We start from the raw sequence: 21,232 nt of genomic DNA on the forward strand, positions 1-21,232 counted from the left end.
GGGATGCAGGAGGCTGATTCCATGATCGCCGGATTCTGGAAAGACAAGTACCCGGAAGGCATTCCTGCAACCATTGATGTCGGGCAGTATCGCTCAATTATCGATGTTCTGGAATACAGTACCCGTAAGTTTGCTGACAAACCAGCGTTCAGCAATATGGGCCACGAGCTGACCTACAGTCGTCTGTTTGAACTCAGTGGACACTTTTGCAGCTATCTGCAGAACCATACTGATTTGCGCCCCGGTGACCGTATTGCCATTATGCTGCCTAATGTGTTGCAGTTTCCGGTGGCGGTGTTTGGCGCTCTTCGTGCAGGCTTAATTGTGGTGAACACCAACCCGTTGTATACCGAGCGGGAAATGGAACACCAATTCCGGGATTCTGGCGCGAAAGCGCTGGTGGTTCTGGCGAACATGGCCAATATGGCTGAAAAGGTGTTGTCCAAAACAGCCATCAAGCATGTGATTGTCACTCAGGTTGGCGATATGCTGCCTGTTATTAAGCGCACCGTTGTCAATCTTGTGGTGCGCCATGTTAAGAAAATGGTGCCAGAATACTCACTGCCTAGTGCGGTGTCGTTCAATGCGGTTCTGCGCCGCGGTGCACTTCATCATTGTGTGGATGCCCGTCGAGAAAACGACGATGTCGCTATACTGCAGTACACCGGTGGCACAACGGGTGTGGCAAAAGGTGCGATGCTAACCCACAAGAATATTCTGAGTAATATGTTTCAGGTTAAGGCGCTGGTGGGCGGCAACCTGAAAGAAGGCGAAGAACTGATTATTGCGCCCTTGCCGCTGTACCATATCTTTGCTTTTACAGTGCACTGCATGGTGGCGACGCTTCTGGGCGCACACAATATGTTGATCACCAATCCCCGGGATATGAAGTCGTTTATTAAAGACTTGACCGGCAAGCCTTTCAGCATGTTTATTGGTTTAAACACGTTGTTTGTTGGGTTGATGAATCAGGAAGCGTTTCGTAAGTTGGATTTTTCCTGGTTGAAAAACACCATCTCCGGTGGCATGGCCTTACAGTTGGATACAGCGGAACGTTGGGAACAAGTAACCGGCTGTCGTGTTTGTGAAGGTTATGGCATGACCGAAACATCTCCGGTAGTGACCATCAACCCGCTGGCCAAAATCAAACTGGGAACCATTGGTTTGCCAGTGCCTTCCTGTGAGCTTAAGACCATTGATGGTGATGATAACGATTTGCCGATGGGTGAAATTGGTGAGTTGTGCATCAAAGGTCCGAACGTGATGAAGGGCTACTGGCAGAGTGAAGAAGCCACTGCTGAAGTGATGATTAATGGTTGGCTGAAGACCGGTGACGTTGCTCATATTGATGAAGAAGGTTATGTCACGATTGTTGATCGTAAGAAAAACATGATCTGCATTTCTGGTTTTAACGTTTATCCTAATGAGCTCGAAGATGTATTGACCGCTCATCCAGATGTAATTCAATGCGCTGCAATTGGCGTGCCGGATAAACGATCGGGTGAAGCCATTAAGATGTTTGTGGTATCCACTAACCCGGATTTGACCAGCGAAGAAGTGATTCAATTCTTCCGGAAAAATCTGACCGGCTATAAAATCCCGAGACTGGTTGAGTTTCGTGACGAACTGCCAACCACCAGTGTGGGGAAAATTCTCCATCGTCAGCTGCGTGACGAAGAACTGGCGTTCGTAAACGTTAATCGCTATACGATTGACGTATAAGTAAGCGGATAGGGGGCAAGAAAAAATACGAGATAATTCGTTCATCCTGAGCTTGTCGAAGGATTGTAGCAACGCACTTCGACAGGCTCAGCACGAACGGTGGTACGTTTTAATGCCGCTTACCTAAAGAATAGAAGCGACCATTTCCGGTCGCTTTTTTCCATCACGATGTAATTACTGGAGTATCCGGCTTGAGTGACGGCTTTTCCGACAAACAACTTCGCCAATCCATTCAGCAGTGCATGCTGCGTGACCGCTACCGGTTGCGGGGGCAATTGCGTCGAATCAAACAGAATGATGAAGCGAGTCTGGAAAAGATAAGCAATAAAATTGCGTCGTCTATTGATCTGGTTGAGCGACGTCAGGCTGCTATGCCGGAAGTTCGCTATGAACAAGAACTGCCGGTTGTTGATCGAAAAGCGGATATTGCTAAAGCCATTCAGTCACACCAGGTCGTTGTGATTGCCGGTGAAACCGGTTCGGGTAAAACCACTCAGCTTCCTAAAATCTGCCTGGAAGCCGGGCGCGGTATTTTCGGAACCATTGCACATACCCAGCCTCGCCGCCTTGCTGCACGTTCTGTTGCCACTCGAATTGCGGAAGAGTTGGGTGGAACGTTGGGCGAGCAGGTAGGTTATCAGGTTCGTTTTACGGATCATTCTACGGATACGACACTGGTCAAATTGATGACCGACGGTATTCTGCTGGCCGAAATTCAGAATGATCGGTTCCTGAATCGATACGACACGTTGATTATTGATGAAGCCCACGAACGCAGCTTGAATATTGATTTTCTGCTGGGCTATATCAAGCTGATTCTTCCTAAGCGTCCTGATCTTAAGGTGATTATCACCTCTGCCACCATCGATGTAGATCGTTTTTCAAAGCATTTTGATAATGCACCCGTGATCGAAGTGTCTGGTCGTACCTATCCTGTCGAAACCCTTTACCGCCCAATGGAAGATCTTGAGCTGGAAGGACGGGATGCTGATCAGCGACTACAGCAAAGTATTTTGGCTGCCCTGGAAGACATTGACGGGTTTGAACGATCTGGAAAGGGTAAACGACTGGGGGATGTTCTGGTCTTTCTCAGTGGTGAGCGGGATATTCGTGAAACCCATCAGTTTCTCAAAGATGTCAAGCTCGCCCATACCGAGATTTTACCGCTTTATGCCCGACTTTCTGCGGCTGAACAGAATCGTATTTTTCGGGAACACTCTGGTCGTCGTGTGATTTTATCCACCAACGTGGCAGAAACGTCGTTGACAGTTCCGGGTATCCGCTATGTGATTGATCCGGGTACCGCTCGAATTAGCCGTTACAGTGTACGCTCCAAGGTTCAGCGCCTGCCGGTTGAAGCGATTTCTCAGGCATCGGCTAATCAGCGGAAAGGCCGTTGTGGCCGTGTGTCGGAAGGTATTTGTATCCGGCTTTACTCCGAAGAGGATTTTCTGTCCCGGCCAGAGTTTACGGACCCCGAGATTCTGCGCACCAATCTTGCAGCGGTTATACTGCAGATGTTGCGTATGGGATTGGGAGATATTGCCGCGTTTCCGTTTGTTGATCCGCCAGACAGCAAAGCGATTAACGACGGTTTCAAGTTGTTACAGGAGCTGGGCGCTGTTGGTAAAGATCGTCGTATAACGTCGGTAGGTCGACAGCTTGGCCAGCTTCCGGTTGATCCACGGCTTGGGCGGATGCTGATCGAGGCGAACAAAAATAATGCAGTTCATGAAGTCTCGATTATTGTCAGTGCCCTGGCAGCGCAAGACCCAAGAGAACGACCTCAAGACAAACAACAAGCCGCAGATCAACGGCATCGTGAGTTTTACCACGATGACTCTGACTTTTTGACTTATGTGAACCTTTGGGAAGCCTATGAAGAGCAGCGACAGGAATTGTCGCAAAACCAACTTCGCAAATACTGTACTAAGCAGTTTGTGTCTTTTATGCGGATGCGTGAATGGCGTGATCTTCATCGACAGCTGACGTTAGCCTGTAAAGACCTTCAGTTCCGGTTTAATGATACCCCTGCCAGTTATGGTGATGTGCATAAATCGTTGCTGTCTGGCCTTTTATCACAGCTGGGCAATAAGGATGATGAAGCGGATTACATGGGTGCCAGAAATCGTCGTTTCTGGATTTTCCCGGCGTCGACCCTTTATAAGCGCAAACCAAAATGGGTGATGTCCGGTGAACTGGTAGAAACCTCAAGATTGTTTGCCCGCACCAATGCCAAAGTTGAGCCCCAGTGGATAGAGCCGCTGGCTACGGATTTGGTGAAACGCAATTACTTTGAACCTCACTGGGAAAAGAAACGTGCCCAGGTGGTGGCTTTCGAGCAAGTCACGCTTTACGGATTGATCGTGGTCGGCCGTCGTAAAGTTAATTACGGGCTGATTGACCCGGTGGTTTCCAGAGAAATATTTATCCGCGAGGCCCTGGTCGAAGGGCATTTTGATTCCAAAGGCCCATTCCAGCAGCACAATCTTGAATTAATTGAAGAAGTGGATGAGCTGGAAGCCAAGTCCCGTCGACGGGATATTCTGGTGGACAGCGAGACGCTGTATCAGTTTTACGATGAATTAATTCCTGCTGAGATTAGTAATGGTGCCGGTTTTGAAAAATGGCGGCGGGATGTTGAGCGTAAACAGCCACAGATACTCTTTCTAACGAAAGAGTATCTGATGAAACACGACGCAGAGCATGTGACGGTTAACCGGTACCCGGATCGCTTCCGCTTTGAAGGCTTGGAGTTACCGCTCAGTTATCATTTTGCGCCGGGTGAGGTGGATGATGGTGTCACTCTGACTGTTCCTGTGGAAGCACTGCGATTGCTGCCCAAACATCGTCTGGAGTGGCTGGTACCCGGAATGCTGTTTGATAAGTGCGTGGCATTGGTTCGTGCCATGCCGAAACCGGTGCGGAAGAATTTTGTGCCGGTTCCGGATTTTGTCAATGGCGCTTTGGAATCGTTGACCGCCTGTGATGAGCCATTGACGGAGATGCTCGGACGACAGTTGCTGCGTATGTCCGGTGTACGGGTTCTTGAAGAGCACTGGCAGACTGAGAGTTTGGATAAACATCTATTGATGAATATCCGCATCGTTAATGACGACGGTGACATGATTGGTCAGGGCAGAGACTTGAATGAGCTGCGAAAGCAGTTTGCTGATCATGCTCAAGAGACTATCCGTAAGTTGTCAAAAAGCCACGTGGAGCAGGAAGGCCTACTGGATTGGACTTGTGGTGAGTTGCCCCACGAAATCACCCGAAAAGCCGGTGGTTTGGTGTTGAAATCTTACCCGGCTTTGGTGGATCAAAAGGATTCTGTGGCGGTTCAGCTGTTTGAAAGCCCCGCGTTGGCGGAGGCTGAGAATAGAAAAGGGTTGACCAGGTTGCTAAGAATTCGGCTGTCTACGCAGTTAAAATTTGCTTTGAGCAAGATGAAAGGGCTGAAAGAAACCAAGCTGCTGGCGACCAACCTGATGAATCAGAACCAGCTGGAAGATGATCTGCAAAATTTGATCATCAGTGCTGTGTATCTGGGAGAAAGTCAGGCGTTGCCAAAGAATCGCGAGGCCTTTGTTGAGCTGTTGGAAAGCCGAAAAGGCGACATTGTTCCCTTTGCTGAGAAGATTGACCCCATCATCAATGAAGTCTTCAAAATTGGGCAGAGAGTCAGTAAACAGTTAAAAGGCAAGATCAGCTTTGATCGGGCTTTGGCTCTGGCGGATATCAAACAGCATTTGCAAAGGCTGTTGCGCCCGGGATTTATGGCAGATGCTGGAATGGAGTGGCTGACTCACTATCCCAGGTACTTTAAGGCGTTGGAAACCCGGTTTGAAAAATTACCTGCCCAGGTGAATAAAGACCGAGCCTGGACTGAAGAGTTGGCAATGCTTCAGCAGAAGTATGAAAAACGACAGGAAGCACATGCTCAGCATAGAATCGTCGATGTTAATCTTCAGCAGTTTTACTGGATGATTGAAGAATATCGAGTCTCCCTGTTTGCTCAGCAATTGGGCACTCGATTCCCGGTTTCTGATAAACGACTCCGGAAACTATGGGAGGAGGTTGAAGAGGTGTAATCCTGATTTAAAAGCCCTTTTGTCATCAAAAGGGCTTTTTTTGCAACGAAACGTTCACTTCCCGTTAACGAATCTGACATACCCAACCTACAAGATACCTTCCGCAGTATTCAAAAAATGCCAAGGGGAAGCAGCCAACAGGCTGTGCTGATATGGCATCAACAATAACTACAAGTGGGAGTGCTCAACATGAAACTCAAGCCAATTGCTCTGTTTCTGGGAATGGGGATTGTTCTTCAAGCCAATGCCGGTGTAGTAAAAACGGAAGGTGAAGACATCATTGTCAGCACCAAGAATGGTGGGCTGCAGCTGAAAACGGAAAATGGCGATTTCTCCTTTAAAGTCAGCGGGAAGCTGCAGTGGGATATTACCAGTTACGATGGGCTTTATGGGCAGAGCATGCCGTCTGCTGATGAAAAGCGAGATGGCCAGACCTCCTATATTCGTAGAGGCGAGGTGAAATTCAGTGGTAAGGCGTATAACACTTGGAAGTACGCACTGAAACTGAAAAATAAAGACGACACCATCAAGCTGGATGATGCGTATATCGCTTACACAGGGTTCAAGCCGATCAATTTAAAAGTTGGCCGTTGGGATTTGGATTTTGGCCTTGAGGATTCCACCAGTTCCTCTTGGATTACTGCCATTGAAAGACCTTTCATCTATAACTTTATGCAGGGCGGTGATGGCAATGACTATGGCGTTGGGGTGTCCAGTGTCGCTAAAAATTACACGGCACAATTTACCTTGATGAATATGGGGTATCAGGAAGAAGACAATGACAACATGGATACCATGGGTTATTCCTTCCGAGGCACCTACGCTCCTATTATGAACGACGATATGCTAGTGCATCTTGGCTTTAGCTTGTTCGATGCTAATCCGGATATGGGATCTGCCAGCGGAAGTGACCGGATCGGTATCAAAAAAGGTGAGAAGGTGGATCTGTTTGGCGATGTATCTAATGTCAGCGGTGATACGGAATATGCCCTTGAAGCCGCATTCCAAATGCAGTCATTGAAACTGCAGGCTGAATACCTCAAAAGAGAAATTGACTCCAAAGATGCCAATTCAGATGTAGAACTCAGCGGTTATTATGGAGAAATCTCTTACATGATTGATGGCGGTAAGCGTTCTTATAAGAAAGGCAGCTTCAGTAAGCCAAAAGGTGGCCAGTGGGAGGTATTTGCTCGTTATACGGTAATGGACGTGGATGCTGGTAGTGCAGTATCTGAAGGACTTAATGGGAAAGATATAGAAGCTTCAAGCTATACATTAGGCGTTAATTACTTTCCAACCAAGAATGTACGGGCGAGTATGAATTACGTGACTGGACAGGTTGATAATCATGCATCTATTGAAAACGTGGCTAATGCCGATGATAGTGGCGATGCACTGGTGGGTAGAATTCAATACGTTTTCTGATTTGATTTAAATCAAGCCCCGATTTCACATCGGGGCTTTTTTGTGTTTATATGATCTGAAAGAAAAAGTTTTATATTTTTTCGAAATAAAAAATAAACAAAAATTTGACGTAAAGTTTTTTTGCATCTTTACTGAAATATAAAGAGGTAGTTTAATTCAGAATATTTGTATCTACGCTGTACTAACTTACTGGATGACAAGGATCGTCGTCTTATGGAAACAGCTGAACAGGTACTGATCATTGAAGATATCGAATCTCGCCGTCATGATCTGAGCACAATACTGCAGTTTATGGGTTATCGAGCCGTCGCAATTGGTGCGGTCTATTGGGAGGATACGGTTAGTGAGTATCCTCCTGAGTCTTTTTCTGCACTTTTTCTTGGTGATTTTCTTCAGGCTGAAAGCTCCCTTCAAGGTATGCTCTCCAGAATACAAAACTGGTGTGGCGGGGTGCCTGTTGTCCGAATTGCCGATGACCTTCCAAGTAACCTTCCTAATTCATTAGCCCGACAGATTATCTCCAGAGTTGAATGGCCTTGCAGCAAACCAGAGCTTTTATCCAGTCTGCATTATGGACAGGTATACCGTGAGCAATGGAAGCAGGCACATCAAACTGGTTATACTCAACAGGTTCAGCTTTTCCGTGGTCTTGTGGGGAAAAGTGAGCGAATTCGCAAGGTTCGATCTGCCATGGCGCAGGTGGCAGAAAGTGATGTCAATGTTTTGATCACCGGTGAATCTGGTACAGGTAAAGAAGTCGTTGCGCGAAATTTACACGAGCAATCCCACCGGAGAAGCGCACCTTTTGTACCGGTAAATTGTGGTGCTATTCCAACAGATCTTCTGGAAAGTGAGCTTTTCGGGCATGAAAAAGGCGCCTTTACGGGGGCTGTAACGACCAGAAAAGGTCGGTTTGAACTGGCTCAGGGTGGTACTCTGTTTCTTGATGAAATAGGTGATATGCCACTCCATATGCAGGTAAAACTTCTTCGTGTTTTACAGGAACGAACGTTTGAACGTGTTGGTGGTACCGAGCCTATTGCGGTGGATGTCAGAATTATCGCCGCCACCCATAAAAATCTGGAGGGAATGATTGTTGAAGGTAGCTTCAGAGAAGATCTTTATTATCGATTAAATGTATTCCCTATTGAAATGCCTTCGCTAAAAGAACGCCCTGAAGATATTCCTCTGATGATCAATGAATTGACGCACAATATGGAAAAACAGGGGCGTGGTTCTATTCGACTAAGTTCTGCAGCGATTTTGTCTCTGTGTCGGCATGATTGGCCTGGCAATGTTCGTGAGATGGCCAATTTACTGGAAAGATTAGCCATAATGTATCCGTACGGGGTTATTGGTGTTCAGGATTTACCAGACAGCTTCCGTCATCTTGATATGATGAATCAAGATGACGATGGGGTTGCTGATTTATTTCCTGATAGTATTCAACCAGCAGGTACGGCCTCTTCTGAAGATTTAGCCGTTCTACCAGTTGGTGGTTTAAATCTAAAAGAATATTTAACTCGGCTGGAGAAAAGTCTGATTCAGCAGGCGTTGAGTGATTGTAATAGTGTTGTTGCCAGAGCAGCAGATAAACTACAAATTAGACGAACGACGCTGGTTGAAAAAATGAGGAAGTATGGATTACAGCGTTATGAGGAAGCGGTAAAAGACTGATTAAGTTTTGACTTGAATTTAATGGCTACCAATTGGTAGCCATTTTTTTTGTTTTATTTTTAGAGATAGGGTTTTTTTTTGTTTTTGTTGGTCTAGTTGTTTTTCTGTTTTTCTGTTTTTCTGTTTTTCGGTTTTTCGGTTTTTCGGTTTTTCGGTTTTTCGGTTTTTTGATTTTCAGGTGTTTCTCAATATTGGTTGTTTGTTTCCATTGTTTTTCCCGCTGTATTTCATCTTTTTTAAAATATTAAACGACGAATTAACGTCACTATATAGTGACACTGTCAAATATCTATCTTTGGCGAGAGCGAAAAAACCCTCAAGTTTTTCCTTGGGTTACCGAAATTTAATTTATGTCAAAAAAATAACGAAATTGAAAAGAAATTGATAATTATAAGTACATAAAAAACAATAAGTTACGAGTTTGCTGGTTTTTGGCGTTGATTATGGTTGTATTTCTTGGTGTTGAAACAAAATTGGCATGCACATTGATATATAAACTATGTCGTTTTTATATATGCGTTTTTTTAAACCATAGAAAATTCAAGTGAGAATGATGACGCAAGTAAATAAGAGAGTGGTTGCGGTTTCAGGTTGTAAAGGTGGTGTTGGAAAAACCGTCGTTGCAGTTAATCTGGCCCTGGCTCTGACTAAGCTTGGACAACGTGTCGTTCTTATGGATGGTGATCTTTCTGTTCCTGATGTTGAGTTTACTCTTGGAGTAAATAAAAAGAATAATAGAGATCTATTGTCGTCGAATTTGCTGTTCTCTACGATTGAAGAAAAGCATAAGGGATTACAGGATGGGCCGTCTGGTGTAAGACTGTATACACCGATGGAAGATGGCGAGTGGCAGGACAGTATCCAGACTATTAAAGCGGTCGAACTGATCCAGGGCATGGATGCTCTTGAGTCAGAACTGGATACATTGGTTGTTGATACTGCACCTGGGCTGGCGCCGGATAATGTAACACTTATTCAGGCAGCCACCGAAGTCATTATTGTAATCAGTCAGGAAGATGTTTCTGTTGTCGATGCTGTTAAACAGATTCGACTTCTATACCGGGTTTTCAATGTTCACCAGTTTTTCATCGTCGTGAATCTGGTAAGTAGTCGACGTGGCGGAGCCAAACAGTTTGAAAAACTGCAGGAACTTATTAAAGACGACAAACAAATAGTGATCAGTTTTCTGGGCGCTATACCATTTGATAAAGCAGTGGGTGAAGCAACGCAGCAGCAGAAGGCTCTGCTGACAGTCAATGATGATTGTCGTGCAGCAAGAGCGTTTCACCGGATAGGACATCAACTGGCTAAGCTTCCAATTTCTGAGCCTAAAGGCCGTATTGAATTCTTTATGTCTGACAGGATCAAGGAGAGGATCTAATCATGACGTTGACTGCACAGGACATACAAAAAAAGAACATAAATATGGATGAGTTGGTGACCAATCACCGCTCTCTGGTAAAACGAATTGCTAATCATCTGGCGGCCAGGATGCCGGCCAGTGTTCAGATTGATGATTTGGTTCAATCTGGAATGATTGGCTTGCTGGAAGCTGCTTCGAAGTACGATGCGGATAAGGGGGCCAGCTTTGAGACGTTTGCCGGTATCCGTATTCGCGGGGCGATGCTGGATGAAATTCGTAAAGGGGATTGGGGTCCAAGATCTGTTTATCGAAACAGTCGCAAGATTACTGAAGCTGTCCAGGTGGTTGAAGCTCGATTAGGGCGGGATGCCAGAGATTCGGAAGTGGCAAAAGAGCTGGATGTGAAGATTGATGAATACTACACCATTCTCAGTGATCTAAGAGGTTGCCGTCTCTTCAGCTATGAAGAGCTTTTCGATAGCGAAGAGTCCAGAATGCAGGCCCGCTCTGGTGATCGCGGACCATCAGGGGATATACAGGAAGATAAGTTCAAAACAGCCCTTGTAGAGGCTATCGATAAGTTACCAGAGCGGGAAAAGCTGGTGCTTATGTTGTATTACAACGAAGAAATGAATCTGAAAGAGATTGGGAAAGTACTGGGAGTCAGTGAGTCCCGTGTCAGTCAGATTCACTCACAGGCTGCCTTACGCCTTAGAGGCAAGCTGCAAAGCTGGCTGAGTTAATTACTCGGTTGGCTTTTTAGCCCTTAGTTAGTCCTCAGGCATTTTTCTGTCGGTCCTTCAGTGGCTGGTGTAATTCATCTTTAATTCTGACAAGAATCTTCGGAATCTGGCCGTGATGAGGAATATATGCCGCTTATATGCTGCATTGCTTTGAACATTGAGTTTTTAAATCCTAATCGTTCCAAGTAGGCGGGTCTTAGCTCCATATAATTCTTAATTAGTGTTGTTTAATAATGGATCCGCATATCATGAAATGGAATTTTTTACCCCTGTGGATAGTTTGCTTTCTGTTATCCACAAATGTTGCTGCGCAAGATGAGGCACCAGAGCAAATCAACGGTGTCATTACTATTAATACCCATCAGGCCAAACGTCTTCACGATATTGGCGCTCTTTTTATTGATGTCAGGCCGGTAAAGCAATGGAAATACGGCCATATTGATGGTTCGGAACATCTTGATTTGCGAGGCAGCTTTCGTCAGCTATTGGTTCCCGGGATACTTGATAAAGAAACCCCAATTGTTATTTATGGGAATAGTACTTATCACATGAGAGGTGCGATAGGCAGCTACTTGGCAGCCTTGTGGGGATATGAACGGGTTTTCTTCCTCAGGGATGGTTACTTTTCCTGGTTAGCTTTGGATTATCCTGTGTCTCTAAAAAATGGAAGAGTGTATTAAAAGTAATATCAGTTGATAACGTGTTTTACTGAAAGCCCACTTTATTGATAAGTGGGCTTTTTTCTTTGTGCCTGATGTTTGTATTTTGTAATTACTTCTATCATATCTTTTGGGACTTCGATTTCTCTCCACATCCCCTGTTCCAAATTATTCAAATCCCAGGGACCAATTCTGGCACGAATAAGCCGAAGAGTTGGATGGCCCACCGCTGCCGTCATTCTTCTTACCTGACGGTTCTTACCTTCCTTAATGGTGAGTTGGAGCCAGCAATCAGGAATCGATTTCCGCTCCCGGATGGGTGGGTTTCTATCCCAGACGGCAGGCGTCTCAATAATGTCTACTTCTGCTGGCAAGGTCAGACCATCGTTTAAAATCACACCATGTCTCAGCTTTTCCAAACTTGCCTCATCAGGAATCCCTTCAACTTGTACCCAGTAAGTTTTTGGCATTTTGTGTTTTGGCGAGCTGATCAGATTTTGTAATTGACCATTATTGGTCAGAAGCAGCAAACCTTCGCTATCACGGTCAAGCCTGCCCGCAGGGTATATACCCGGAATATCAACAAAGTCCTTCAGCGTTTGGCGACCATCCTGATCCGTAAACTGTGTCAACACGCCATAGGGTTTATTGACCAGAAACAATCTGGGTGATTGACCGGGCCGTTTTGGCTGTTTTTTACTGGGTAGGTGCATTGGCAGGGAAGGCATAATGAATAAACAGAGTTGGAATTATAAGTGTATAACCAGACCTCTACTAGACTTTGCCTTCATAATATCAGACACGAGAAGGACAGATTGTGAGGCAGTCAGCAGCAGGTAGCGAAGAAACAGATACAAAAAAAATCAATTTTAAAGTGCTATCGGGTTATTTGATTCCCTTTTCTCTTGGTCTTTTCTTCTGGTTATTACCCGCTCCAGAAGGGCTGGATGACCTCGGTTGGCATATGTTGATTATCTTCTTATCAACATTGTTGGGTGTGATGCTGGCACCGGCACCGATGTCAGCAGTAACCTTGGTTGGGCTAACTGTTCTGGGCCTGACAGGTACACTGTCAATTAAGGAAGCGTTGTCGGGCTATGGCGATCCGGTTACCTGGTTATCAGTACTGGCTTTTTTTATCTCTCATGGATTTATTAAAACGGGTCTTGGAATGCGTATAGCCTATTGTTTTATGCGTATTCTTGGCAGGCGCACGCTGACTCTGGCTTATGGTTTAACACTTACGGATTTGCTTCTTGCACCTGCCATGCCAAGCATCACTGCCCGTGCGGGTGCCGTTGTTCATCCAATTATGAAGTCAATTGCCCATATCTATGACAGCCACCCAGGGCCAACGGCAAATCGTCTTGGTCGGTTTCTTACTCTCGTTGTTTTTCATGGAAATGCCATTACCAGTGGCATGTTTTTAACGGCAATGGCGGGCAACCCAATGATTCTAAGCTTGGCGGGCAGTCAGGGAATTGAGATTACCTGGGGAAGTTGGGCTTTGGCGGCCATTGTACCCGGTATCATCAGTCTGATTATTATGCCTTTGGCACTTTATAAGTTGGTTCCTCCAGAGATGACAAAAACACCAGGAGCGGTCAGTCTCGCAAAAGAGAAGCTGGCTCAGCTGGGGCCATTAAAACGGGATGAGTGGATCATGCTGGTTACCTTCATCGTACTTTTACTGCTTTGGGTATTCGGGTCAGGCTTTGGTGTTGTGCCAACGCTGGTAGCCATGCTAGGTGTGAGTTTGTTGATTCTTACAGGCGTTTTGGACTGGCAAGACGTGATTGGCAATAAAGGTGCCTGGGATACCATGATCTGGTTTGGCGCCTTTATCACCATGGCTCATTACCTCAGCGTTTATGGTGTTGTGCAGTTCACATGTGACCACGTAGGAGGATTATTTTCCGGCTTTTCAGCAAGTATGACCCTATTGATGCTTTGTGTGATTTATTACCTGTTTCACTATTTTTTTGCCGCGGCCACAGCACAGATCAGTGCAATGTATACCAGCTTTCTGCTGATCATTCTCGCCGCTGGCATTTCGCCGTTGGGGGGCGCACTGATGCTGGCATTTATGAGTAGTTTGTGTGGAGTGATCACTCACTACGGTAATGGCCCTGCCCCCATTTTATTCGGAGCGGGTTATGTTTCTCTGGGCTGTTGGTGGTTTGCCGGTATCATCATGAGCCTGCTCTATTTGTCCATATGGCTTGGCCCAGGCATTTTGTGGCTGGAATGGCTGGGCTATCTGTGAAGGTGCCGATCATTTAAAGAACAAATTCCACCAATACGGTCTTTATCAAAAACCCAAGCACTCCCAGACCCAGTGCGCCAAAAAGTACAAAGGTACCCCATTTTCCAGCATTGGACTTTTTGGCAAGGTCATAAACGATAAAGGCCATGAACAGTACAAGCCCACCCACGAGGACTGGTAACATCAGGGCTTCGAACTCGGCTACATCCATCTTTATTCTGCTCGCTATTTAGCTGTGTCTTACTTTTATCCGGTGAAGATTATCGGGTTTCCCTTCAAAGTAAAGTCATTCTCCTGCTGTTACGCCCCGCTGAGTAGTCAATGAAACGCTAATAGCCCCTATATAGATGTGAAGATTTACCGATAAAGGTATCCAGAGAGTTTCCATCAGGGCAACGCATAAGGACAACGGAGGGTACAATGCCGATAACACTGAAACTTGTGGATGTTCGGAAATTACAGAAAACCTCTTCAGTAGTCATGGCTGAATCTCAGGCCGTTGTTGAAAGTGCCAGAAAAATGCTGGCAAAGCAGGAAGAGTTTATGGAAAAAGGCGGTATGGACAGAGAAAAACTGAGAGCGTTTATTAATAGCGGCCATTGGTCTGCCAAGCAAAGGCAGAAGGCTCGTGAAGAGCTTCTTCGCTTTCATTCAGAGCTGAAAAGTAATATGAAGCAGGCAGCCGATGAAAAGCGAAAGGATATGGCACTTGGCCGGCGCTTACTCAAGCAGGAAAACGATGTGGTAAAAGGCCAGCGGGTAAAGAAGAAACGTTCTGGTTTTGTTTAGCAGCACAGTCACGGTCAGCCATTTAATCAAAAACAGTTTTCAGGGATGAGAACAGTATGGATCCAATTCGCGGCGTAACAACGAACAACGGCGTTCGTACCCTAAACCCTTTGGAAATGAGCCAGCAGGATTTTATTGCCGCTGTGTATCTGGAAAGAGGCGAGATGCTGGATACTGAAGTCCGGCGGATTATCGATGAAATAGATGTCAGTAACAAAGCGGCTGATGCCATTAATGGCATGATTGCCAAGTCAAATGTGGCGCAGTTTGGTGCTGCTGACTATGCCAGTAATACCTGGAGCGTGGATGGTAGCAATATCACGCTGGAAAATGGTTATAGCCTTCAATTCAGTGAAGATGGGGATTCAAATTCATCCTTTGTTTTATCGGATGCAATGGGCAATCAGCTGATTTATCGGAATCAATTATTAATTCCTGTGCCTAGTGGAACGACCGTAGATGCATTAGAGGTGGGTATTCCTGTCACGGAAAGGATGACCTTGTTACTGGAAGATGGTACTGAAATTTCATTAATTCCAAACGCCACCGGCGGTCTTGATCCTGATGATTTGTCCGGGGGTACCCATGATATTTCTCAAGTTGTTATTACCCGAAGAAATCAGGGGTTGTGGATAACCGATGTAAATACCACCACACCGACAATACCTTCACCTGATCTCAACGGCTATGCCCATGACAGCAACTCCGGTGACGACGGCTACGTTCTGTATGAATCTGGGGGCCTCCATAACTGGGAATACAATGGTAAAAATGTCAGCGATCTAACCGCAACCCATGATGGGGAAACCATTGATGGATTTTTTGCCCGCAAACTGGCCTTTAACGGATCGGTTGCTGGTGAGTTTACTTCTGAGGGAAGACCCATACTGACCCAACGGGAGAAAGATATTCTGACTGAATTGGGCGTTCCTTTCAGTGACCCTGCTGGCGATGGAGACCTGACACCAGCCGCCTGGGGTGCACTGAGGACAACGTTAGACAATGTCAGAGACAACCTGACCGGCAGTAGCCAGCTGCAAACAGTCCAGTTGCAGCGGGCAATGCAGACTTACAATCAGAACTATGAAGCTATGTCTAACGCCCAGCAGAGAATATACAACCTGCTTCGAGATATTATGGGTAATATTGGACGTTGATGAGGAAACTTATCAGTCCACACTGATACCCAGCTGGCTGATACAGTCATTGGCTGAGAATATTTTAAGTTCCTTTGAAAGTGCTTTTGAAGGCGTGGGCTGATCACTGATCATAGTGATCAGTTCATGGATGAAGTCCAGCTGTACCTGATAAAGCTCGTGATTTTCGATGTATTGGGATAGTTCCGTACCGTTCAGATCTTCCGCTTCCGCATACTTGATAAATTTGCCGATGGTGCTTAACGATACGGTTAGTGCGCTGGCGGCTTCATCAACAGACGCTTTCATTGCACAGTTGATTGTGCAGTGAAGGCCGACGGTAAAGTCCAGGGCTGGTTCCACGCCAAAGATGTCAAAATCGTCTGGTGACGGTGATTGTTCGTCCAGCCGTTCAAGCAGGCGTTCAAAATTTTTTGATGATTGAAGACCGGCAACGAAGTCCCAGAGCATATCAAGGCAATGGCGTAGTTCAGCTGATTCTCCAAACTCGGTGATTTCACAAAATAGGGCGAAGTTGGGCCATGCTCTTTCTGTGACTGCATTGGCGATAGCGGTCAGCTGCAATGAGGAGAACGTTTGGAGCTGTCGATGGAATTGTGAGTATAGGCTGCGGGTGTTCAAATGTGACTTCCGAGGTAAGTTAAAGCAAGCATTATTTTAACCTTTCTTCAGTCACTTTTTCATGATCGGCAAAATTTTATTATAAAGGCCAACGAAACTTTACACTGACAGCGTCGAAGTCGTAATCGGAATTCAGTTCAACGTTACCACCATCTGCCATACAGCTGGTAGCAGTGAGTTTGCCGGGGTTCAATTTCAGGTCAGCGCAATCGCCAAAAGAGTAGCGGGTGTTCTTTTTGATGAATTCAACACCTTCCCTGACACTCTCCCCAAGCCCGATCCCATCAAGCCCATAAAGAAGCACAGTGCCGACAGTCTGGTTTATTACCTTATTAGGATCGTCGATTGACTTGTAGACAAAGGAGCCCGCACGTTCAGAGTTACGTTTATTTTCTCGCCTGAAAAAATTGTGCTTGTTGTTGGCGCCGGTTGTCTGGGCGCTTATTTCAGGCATCTCTGTTGAGCTGTCAGCAAGCCCGTGGGTGTAGGGAGTGTAATACTCCAGCGACGAAACAGGCTCTGAATGAAGCGTTGTTGCATGGAGAGTGACTGCGTGGGTAATCGCCCATGCAAGACATAGCGTATGGATGATATATTTCACTGGGTTGGTAATATTCATGGCGTCCTTCCTAAATATATCGTTCACAGTTACGTTGGTTTTATCTCCGATGTCATTTCTATGAGATAGCTGTATGGAAAATTCGTTCCATTAGATATCCTTCAATCGGTAAAGAATGTCGTGTTACAAATTTAATTCTAATGGTCTTTTCGTAATAACTCCTTGAAACCAAAGTATTATATTCAAAAAAGGTATAAGGTTGGATTTGAAAAATGCTTTTGGAAACAGCGTGTTGGGTTTAACTCGGGAAAAGTAATGAAGCAAAGGTTGGTGTGCGTATGGGTGATGTTCGACTAAATAATAATGTTTGAAATGTATTTTATGTCGTATAAATAAAGGTGTACTCACATGGATAGGAGTTATTCTTATGGAGGTAAATAGTAATGGTGTCAGCAGTACTGGTTATTCAAAGGAAGTGTTAAATAAAGCAGCAGGTCAAGATAAGCTAGGATGCTCTGTCACTGAACAGTATTGTCAAAAACATTTTACCAATGATGTTACCAAAAATGCTAAGTATGTGAGTGATTTTCTTGCTTTAAAGGTTGAGCTTCGAGATAGCCCTAAACAATGGATAAAAGAGAAGGTGGTCCGGAAGGGTATCAAACTATATCTGGGAAAAAGTACCACTAGGCTTCCCAACTCCTTGAAAAGCTATTGTATTAAAAAAGCAAAGGAAACGTTAACTGAAAAAAAGTTGTCTAGTTATCAGGTTGTTAGTGATTATAAAGTGGATCTTCGATCTTTAAGTACAATGTCTAGTTTTCTTAATGAAAAATTATCGGAGTTAACAGAAAATCTTTTTCGACAACCAGGAACAGTAAAAGATATTAACTCTATAAAAGAGAAAGCCAAGAGCGGTGAATTGGATGCCAAGTATTTGAAAAGTACTCAACCTCATGCAGTCTCTAGTGCTTTCAAATCAATTCTTAAGGATGAAAAGATACTCTCTATGAATGATTTTGATAGAATTAGAGATTCTACACCAGAGACGGTGAAGGACACTACAAATAAAATATTTGATTCAAAAACCAAATACCAACAGTTATTGCTTCAACAGCTGGCAGAATTTGCTGAAAAGGCGGATAAATATCATTCCAAGGGATCTCAAGTTGTTAATGGGGATAATCTGGTTATTTCCATTGGTGCCAGTCTTTATGATGATAGAGGACTTAGACCAACAGAAGAGATTTCTTTCATCAAAAGCCTTAAAAATCCTAAAACAATAGAGAATGTTGTTGAATTTCTGAATCAGATACGTCAGAAAGCATAAAAAGCAAAAGCGTTTCTCAACATAATAAAGTCTGAGAAACGCTTTAATTATCAAGCCCGGGACATAAACTTCCCAGTCTCAGTATTCACCTTTATAACTTCACCATTGCTCAAATACTCAGGCACTTGAACCTCAAGGCCGGTACTTAGCCTTGCAGGCTTGGTTCTGGCTGCAGCCGAAGCCCCTTTAATGCCCGGAGTGGTATCCACAATCTCCAGCGCTACAGAAGCCGGTAAATCGATAGACAACAGCTGACCTTCAACCAGCAAAGCAACAATCCCTTCTGCATTATCAGCGATATAAAGCAACTGCTCTTCAATGGTGCTGGCATTCACCAGATACTGGCTGTAATCCTCAGAATCCATAAAGGTGCATTCATCGCCTTCACGGTAAAGCAGTGTGACTCCACGGCGTTGCATATCAACATCCGCTAAAAGAATATCACCGGTTAATGTCTGCTCCAGTTTCTGGCCACCGGGTACAGCATTGAAACGCACTTTATACAGTGTCTGGGCACCGCGGGCAGAAGGGCTTTTGGCTTCCACCAGACGAACCTGATAATACAGGCCATCAATGGATACGATCTGGCCTCTCTTCAGCTCTCTAGCATACATATTTGCATAACTCCTTATAACAACTGAAATCTATGCAGCGTACTATATCAGAATGAAAGCTTACTCATACCTCCGTATCTCAACACCAGAACAAGCTAAAGGCTCAGGCATAGCCAGACAGCTACAGCAGACTGAAACCTACTGCACCGAGAAGGGGCTAAACCTTATCGAGTCCCTGCAAGATGTAGGCTTATCCGGCTACCACAAGAAGAACCTTCAAAGCACAGCGGCTCTCGGCTCCTTTCTTGAAGCTATCCAATCAGGCAAGGTACAAACTCCCTGTGCTTTAGTGGTTGAATCCCTAGACCGAATAAGCAGAGCCAGCATAACCGACGCTCTAGCCGTCTTCATGCAACTAATAAACGCAGGCTGTGAACTTCACACCTTATCCGATAAGCAGGTCTATTCTGCCTCGTCAGTTAATGACAACTGGACACAACTAATAATCTCCCTCTCAGTAATGGCAAGAGGCAGAGAAGAAAGTCAGATCAAGAGCGACCGTATCAAGGCAGCGTATCAGCAGAAATACCAGCAAGGGCAAGTCTACGGCAGGAGCTACCCAGCATGGTTAGATAAAACCTCTGAAGGCTTCAGCCTCAACCCAGAGAAGACAGCAATACTCAGACGTATAATAAAGCTTTATCAGTCTGGCTACGGCTGCAAGAAGATAGCAGGGCTACTTAACTCTGAAGGTACAAAGGGTTTTACCTCTGGAACCAATAACAGAACAGGTAATCAATACTGGTTCCAGACAACCATATCAAAGTATATAAAGTCTCCCGCTCTTTGCGGCCACCAGCAGAGTAAGCAAGGACTAATCAAGGATTGCTATCCAGCAGTATTAACAGAGGATCAATTCAACCTCCTGCAATCCCAGAGGAAAGCTAATACAAAGCTGGCAGGCTCAGCAGCGGGTAACTGTAACTCTGTCTTTACTGGCATTGGCAAGTGTCACCATTGCGGCTACTCGCTACAGTACAGCAGGTACAAGACAAGGGCAGGCTACAAACATTATCTCCGTTGTCGGGCATCGCTCCGAGAAGGAACCTGTAAGGCTCCCTCTGTGCCGTACTACGAGGCTGAAGGCTATGCACTACTGGCACTCGAAAGGCTGATACAGGGCGTATACAGCAGCTCAGAGGACAACTCTAAAGCCGATGCAATCCAGCTCAAGCAATCCGAAATAGAACGCCTCCAAGATCAGACAGAACGCCTCACCAGTACGCTCCTGCTGGTGGACTCTGGCACTGTCCCCGCTATACAGCAGAAACTCACAGCAGCGGCTCAGGAGCTACAGCAGGCACAAGCCGACTTAGCACTACTCCAACAGGAGAAAGCCGCCCAGAACGCAGCACAGAGCGATTCAGACCTACAGCAGGCAGCAGCCTTCATCAACGGGATAACAGACGACAATAGAATTACAGCCAGAGCCTTACTGCACCGTCATTGCTCAACTATAGGACTACAAGTAAACAAGGACGACTCTGAAGTGAAGTACAGACTTGTACTAACCAGCAAGCACACCAGCCAGCAGGCAGAGGCAATTAACTACAGAAAGAAACAGAGCGGCAGTACTGGAACAATTCGGCTAATACACAAGGATATTAGTGATTTAAATTCCAGCCTGAAAAGTGAATCTGAGAGAATGCAGCCAGAGGAAACAGCAGCCTAACGGCAGGTTTTACTTAAGGGAAACTAGAGGGGTATACCTCGCTCCTAAATACGCCTCCATTCCTAGAGCCACAAGGGGTATGGGCAGTTCAAGGTGTCACAGCTCGTCACAAAAGAGCACCAGAATACCAAGAGCGGGGCTACTTCTGACTTCAGTCTGTAGCCCCATTCTTTTTAATCGTGCAGGTTAATATCAGGATACTTTCTCAGCTCCCTTTCCTTCTGATCTACCATCAACTTGATAGTAGTTTCATCCAGTGTTGAGAACTTCCTCAAAGCTCGCTCATTATGCGACCACAATAAATGCTCATTAAACCTATAAGTCAACCACTCAAGCTCACTCTTGTACTCAGAGTTAAGCTCAAGCTTTGTATTCTTATCACCGGAAGAGGTAGCCTTATATATGCTCATCGCTTCACTGTCTAGTTTCCTGATAGTTTCTCTGTACAGGATAAAGCCTCCAGCATTAACAACCATTTGCACAGCAAACAAACTACCAATTACAATTTTAAACTTCTTGCTCATTATTCTTCTACTTCAATAAA

The 21,232-nt window shown here is 45.3% G+C and carries 18 protein-coding genes; 12 read left to right on the forward strand and 6 right to left on the reverse strand.

What is annotated here, in order from left to right; all coding sequences use genetic code 11:
* Positions 1-21 precede the first annotated feature (21 nt).
* The 7 genes from Q1B11_RS01080 (at position 22) to Q1B11_RS01110 (ending at position 11,701) form a co-directional block, all read left to right on the forward strand.
* Positions 22-1,722 (forward strand): AMP-binding protein, encoded by a 1,701-nt coding sequence (locus tag Q1B11_RS01080; protein ID WP_299726039.1) that lies wholly within the window; start codon positions 22-24, stop codon positions 1,720-1,722.
* A 191-nt stretch (positions 1,723-1,913) separates the two neighbouring features.
* Complete coding sequence (hrpA, locus tag Q1B11_RS01085) at positions 1,914-5,813, forward strand: ATP-dependent RNA helicase HrpA (protein ID WP_299726042.1); 3,900 nt, start codon at positions 1,914-1,916, stop codon at positions 5,811-5,813.
* 189 nt (positions 5,814-6,002) lie between these two features.
* Positions 6,003-7,238, forward strand: a complete 1,236-nt coding sequence (locus Q1B11_RS01090; protein ID WP_299726044.1) for a porin — start codon at positions 6,003-6,005, stop codon at positions 7,236-7,238.
* 213 nt (positions 7,239-7,451) lie between these two features.
* Positions 7,452-8,915: a sigma-54 dependent transcriptional regulator gene (locus Q1B11_RS01095; RefSeq protein WP_299726047.1), complete on the forward strand. Its 1,464-nt coding sequence runs from the start codon at positions 7,452-7,454 to the stop codon at positions 8,913-8,915.
* A 553-nt stretch (positions 8,916-9,468) separates the two neighbouring features.
* Positions 9,469-10,296 (forward strand): P-loop NTPase, encoded by an 828-nt coding sequence (locus tag Q1B11_RS01100; RefSeq protein WP_299726050.1) that lies wholly within the window; start codon positions 9,469-9,471, stop codon positions 10,294-10,296.
* Between the two features lie 2 nt (positions 10,297-10,298).
* Positions 10,299-11,021 carry an RNA polymerase sigma factor FliA gene (locus tag Q1B11_RS01105; RefSeq protein ID WP_299726053.1) on the forward strand — a complete coding sequence of 241 codons (723 nt, stop codon included), beginning with the start codon at positions 10,299-10,301 and terminating at the stop codon, positions 11,019-11,021.
* Between the two features lie 248 nt (positions 11,022-11,269).
* Positions 11,270-11,701, forward strand: coding sequence for a rhodanese-like domain-containing protein (locus Q1B11_RS01110; protein WP_299726056.1), 432 nt, complete (start codon positions 11,270-11,272; stop codon positions 11,699-11,701).
* Positions 11,702-11,742: 41 nt separating this feature from the next.
* On the opposite strand, the gene Q1B11_RS01115 is transcribed toward Q1B11_RS01110, so the two are convergent.
* Positions 11,743-12,393 carry a pseudouridine synthase gene (locus Q1B11_RS01115; RefSeq protein WP_299726402.1) on the reverse strand — a complete coding sequence of 217 codons (651 nt, stop codon included), beginning with the start codon at positions 12,391-12,393 and terminating at the stop codon, positions 11,743-11,745.
* A 104-nt stretch (positions 12,394-12,497) separates the two neighbouring features.
* Between Q1B11_RS01115 and Q1B11_RS01120 the strand changes: the two genes are divergently transcribed.
* On the forward strand, positions 12,498-13,946 hold the full coding sequence (locus Q1B11_RS01120; RefSeq protein ID WP_299726059.1) for a DASS family sodium-coupled anion symporter: 1,449 nt from the start codon (positions 12,498-12,500) through the stop codon (positions 13,944-13,946).
* 13 nt (positions 13,947-13,959) lie between these two features.
* On the opposite strand, the gene Q1B11_RS01125 is transcribed toward Q1B11_RS01120, so the two are convergent.
* Positions 13,960-14,157 carry a DUF2788 domain-containing protein gene (locus Q1B11_RS01125; protein ID WP_299726062.1) on the reverse strand — a complete coding sequence of 66 codons (198 nt, stop codon included), beginning with the start codon at positions 14,155-14,157 and terminating at the stop codon, positions 13,960-13,962.
* Positions 14,158-14,366: 209 nt separating this feature from the next.
* Here Q1B11_RS01125 and Q1B11_RS01130 point away from each other — a divergent pair, with 209 nt between their 5' ends.
* The gene (locus tag Q1B11_RS01130) at positions 14,367-14,735 is read left to right on the forward strand and encodes a hypothetical protein (RefSeq protein WP_299726065.1); all 369 of its coding nucleotides are present in this window, start codon (positions 14,367-14,369) and stop codon (positions 14,733-14,735) included.
* A 56-nt stretch (positions 14,736-14,791) separates the two neighbouring features.
* Complete coding sequence (locus tag Q1B11_RS01135) at positions 14,792-15,892, forward strand: hypothetical protein (protein WP_299726068.1); 1,101 nt, start codon at positions 14,792-14,794, stop codon at positions 15,890-15,892.
* A 12-nt stretch (positions 15,893-15,904) separates the two neighbouring features.
* Here the strand turns inward: Q1B11_RS01135 and Q1B11_RS01140 are convergent, their stop codons facing one another.
* Together Q1B11_RS01140 and Q1B11_RS01145 are read right to left on the reverse strand one after the other, a co-directional pair.
* On the reverse strand, positions 15,905-16,513 hold the full coding sequence (locus Q1B11_RS01140; protein WP_299726071.1) for a DUF416 family protein: 609 nt from the start codon (positions 16,511-16,513) through the stop codon (positions 15,905-15,907).
* Between the two features lie 79 nt (positions 16,514-16,592).
* Positions 16,593-17,132: a hypothetical protein gene (locus tag Q1B11_RS01145; RefSeq protein WP_299726074.1), complete on the reverse strand. Its 540-nt coding sequence runs from the start codon at positions 17,130-17,132 to the stop codon at positions 16,593-16,595.
* A 367-nt stretch (positions 17,133-17,499) separates the two neighbouring features.
* Here Q1B11_RS01145 and Q1B11_RS01150 point away from each other — a divergent pair, with 367 nt between their 5' ends.
* Positions 17,500-18,402 (forward strand): RhoGAP domain-containing protein, encoded by a 903-nt coding sequence (locus Q1B11_RS01150; protein WP_299726077.1) that lies wholly within the window; start codon positions 17,500-17,502, stop codon positions 18,400-18,402.
* Between the two features lie 50 nt (positions 18,403-18,452).
* Here the strand turns inward: Q1B11_RS01150 and yeiP are convergent, their stop codons facing one another.
* Complete coding sequence (gene yeiP, locus Q1B11_RS01155) at positions 18,453-19,016, reverse strand: elongation factor P-like protein YeiP (protein WP_299726080.1); 564 nt, start codon at positions 19,014-19,016, stop codon at positions 18,453-18,455.
* A gap of 52 nt (positions 19,017-19,068) precedes the next feature.
* Here yeiP and Q1B11_RS01160 point away from each other — a divergent pair, with 52 nt between their 5' ends.
* Positions 19,069-20,688, forward strand: a complete 1,620-nt coding sequence (locus tag Q1B11_RS01160) for a recombinase family protein (protein ID WP_299726083.1) — start codon at positions 19,069-19,071, stop codon at positions 20,686-20,688.
* A 173-nt stretch (positions 20,689-20,861) separates the two neighbouring features.
* Here Q1B11_RS01160 and Q1B11_RS01165 read toward each other — a convergent pair whose 3' ends face one another.
* On the reverse strand, positions 20,862-21,212 hold the full coding sequence (locus Q1B11_RS01165; protein WP_299726086.1) for a hypothetical protein: 351 nt from the start codon (positions 21,210-21,212) through the stop codon (positions 20,862-20,864).
* Between the last annotated feature and the right edge of the window lie 20 nt (positions 21,213-21,232).

Source organism: uncultured Endozoicomonas sp. (genome assembly GCF_947495845.1).
Lineage (GTDB): Bacteria > Pseudomonadota > Gammaproteobacteria > Pseudomonadales > Endozoicomonadaceae > Endozoicomonas.

Bases quoted from the DNA above. Each gene is read 5' to 3' on its own strand.
- Q1B11_RS01080 (WP_299726039.1), top strand. From the start codon at position 22: ATGATCGCCGGATTCTGGAAAGACAAGTACCCGGAAGGCATTCCTGCA.
- Q1B11_RS01090 (WP_299726044.1), top strand. From the start codon at position 6,003: ATGAAACTCAAGCCAATTGCTCTGTTTCTGGGAATGGGGATTGTTCTT.
- Q1B11_RS01095 (WP_299726047.1), top strand. From the start codon at position 7,452: ATGGAAACAGCTGAACAGGTACTGATCATTGAAGATATCGAATCTCGC.
- Q1B11_RS01100 (WP_299726050.1), top strand. From the start codon at position 9,469: ATGACGCAAGTAAATAAGAGAGTGGTTGCGGTTTCAGGTTGTAAAGGT.
- Q1B11_RS01105 (WP_299726053.1), top strand. From the start codon at position 10,299: ATGACGTTGACTGCACAGGACATACAAAAAAAGAACATAAATATGGAT.
- Q1B11_RS01110 (WP_299726056.1), top strand. From the start codon at position 11,270: ATGAAATGGAATTTTTTACCCCTGTGGATAGTTTGCTTTCTGTTATCC.
- Q1B11_RS01115 (WP_299726402.1), bottom strand. From the start codon at position 12,393: ATGCACCTACCCAGTAAAAAACAGCCAAAACGGCCCGGTCAATCACCC.
- Q1B11_RS01125 (WP_299726062.1), bottom strand. From the start codon at position 14,157: ATGGATGTAGCCGAGTTCGAAGCCCTGATGTTACCAGTCCTCGTGGGT.
- Q1B11_RS01130 (WP_299726065.1), top strand. From the start codon at position 14,367: ATGCCGATAACACTGAAACTTGTGGATGTTCGGAAATTACAGAAAACC.
- Q1B11_RS01135 (WP_299726068.1), top strand. From the start codon at position 14,792: ATGGATCCAATTCGCGGCGTAACAACGAACAACGGCGTTCGTACCCTA.
- Q1B11_RS01145 (WP_299726074.1), bottom strand. From the start codon at position 17,132: ATGAATATTACCAACCCAGTGAAATATATCATCCATACGCTATGTCTT.
- Q1B11_RS01150 (WP_299726077.1), top strand. From the start codon at position 17,500: ATGGAGGTAAATAGTAATGGTGTCAGCAGTACTGGTTATTCAAAGGAA.
- yeiP (WP_299726080.1), bottom strand. From the start codon at position 19,016: ATGTATGCTAGAGAGCTGAAGAGAGGCCAGATCGTATCCATTGATGGC.
- Q1B11_RS01160 (WP_299726083.1), top strand. From the start codon at position 19,069: ATGAAAGCTTACTCATACCTCCGTATCTCAACACCAGAACAAGCTAAA.
- Q1B11_RS01165 (WP_299726086.1), bottom strand. From the start codon at position 21,212: ATGAGCAAGAAGTTTAAAATTGTAATTGGTAGTTTGTTTGCTGTGCAA.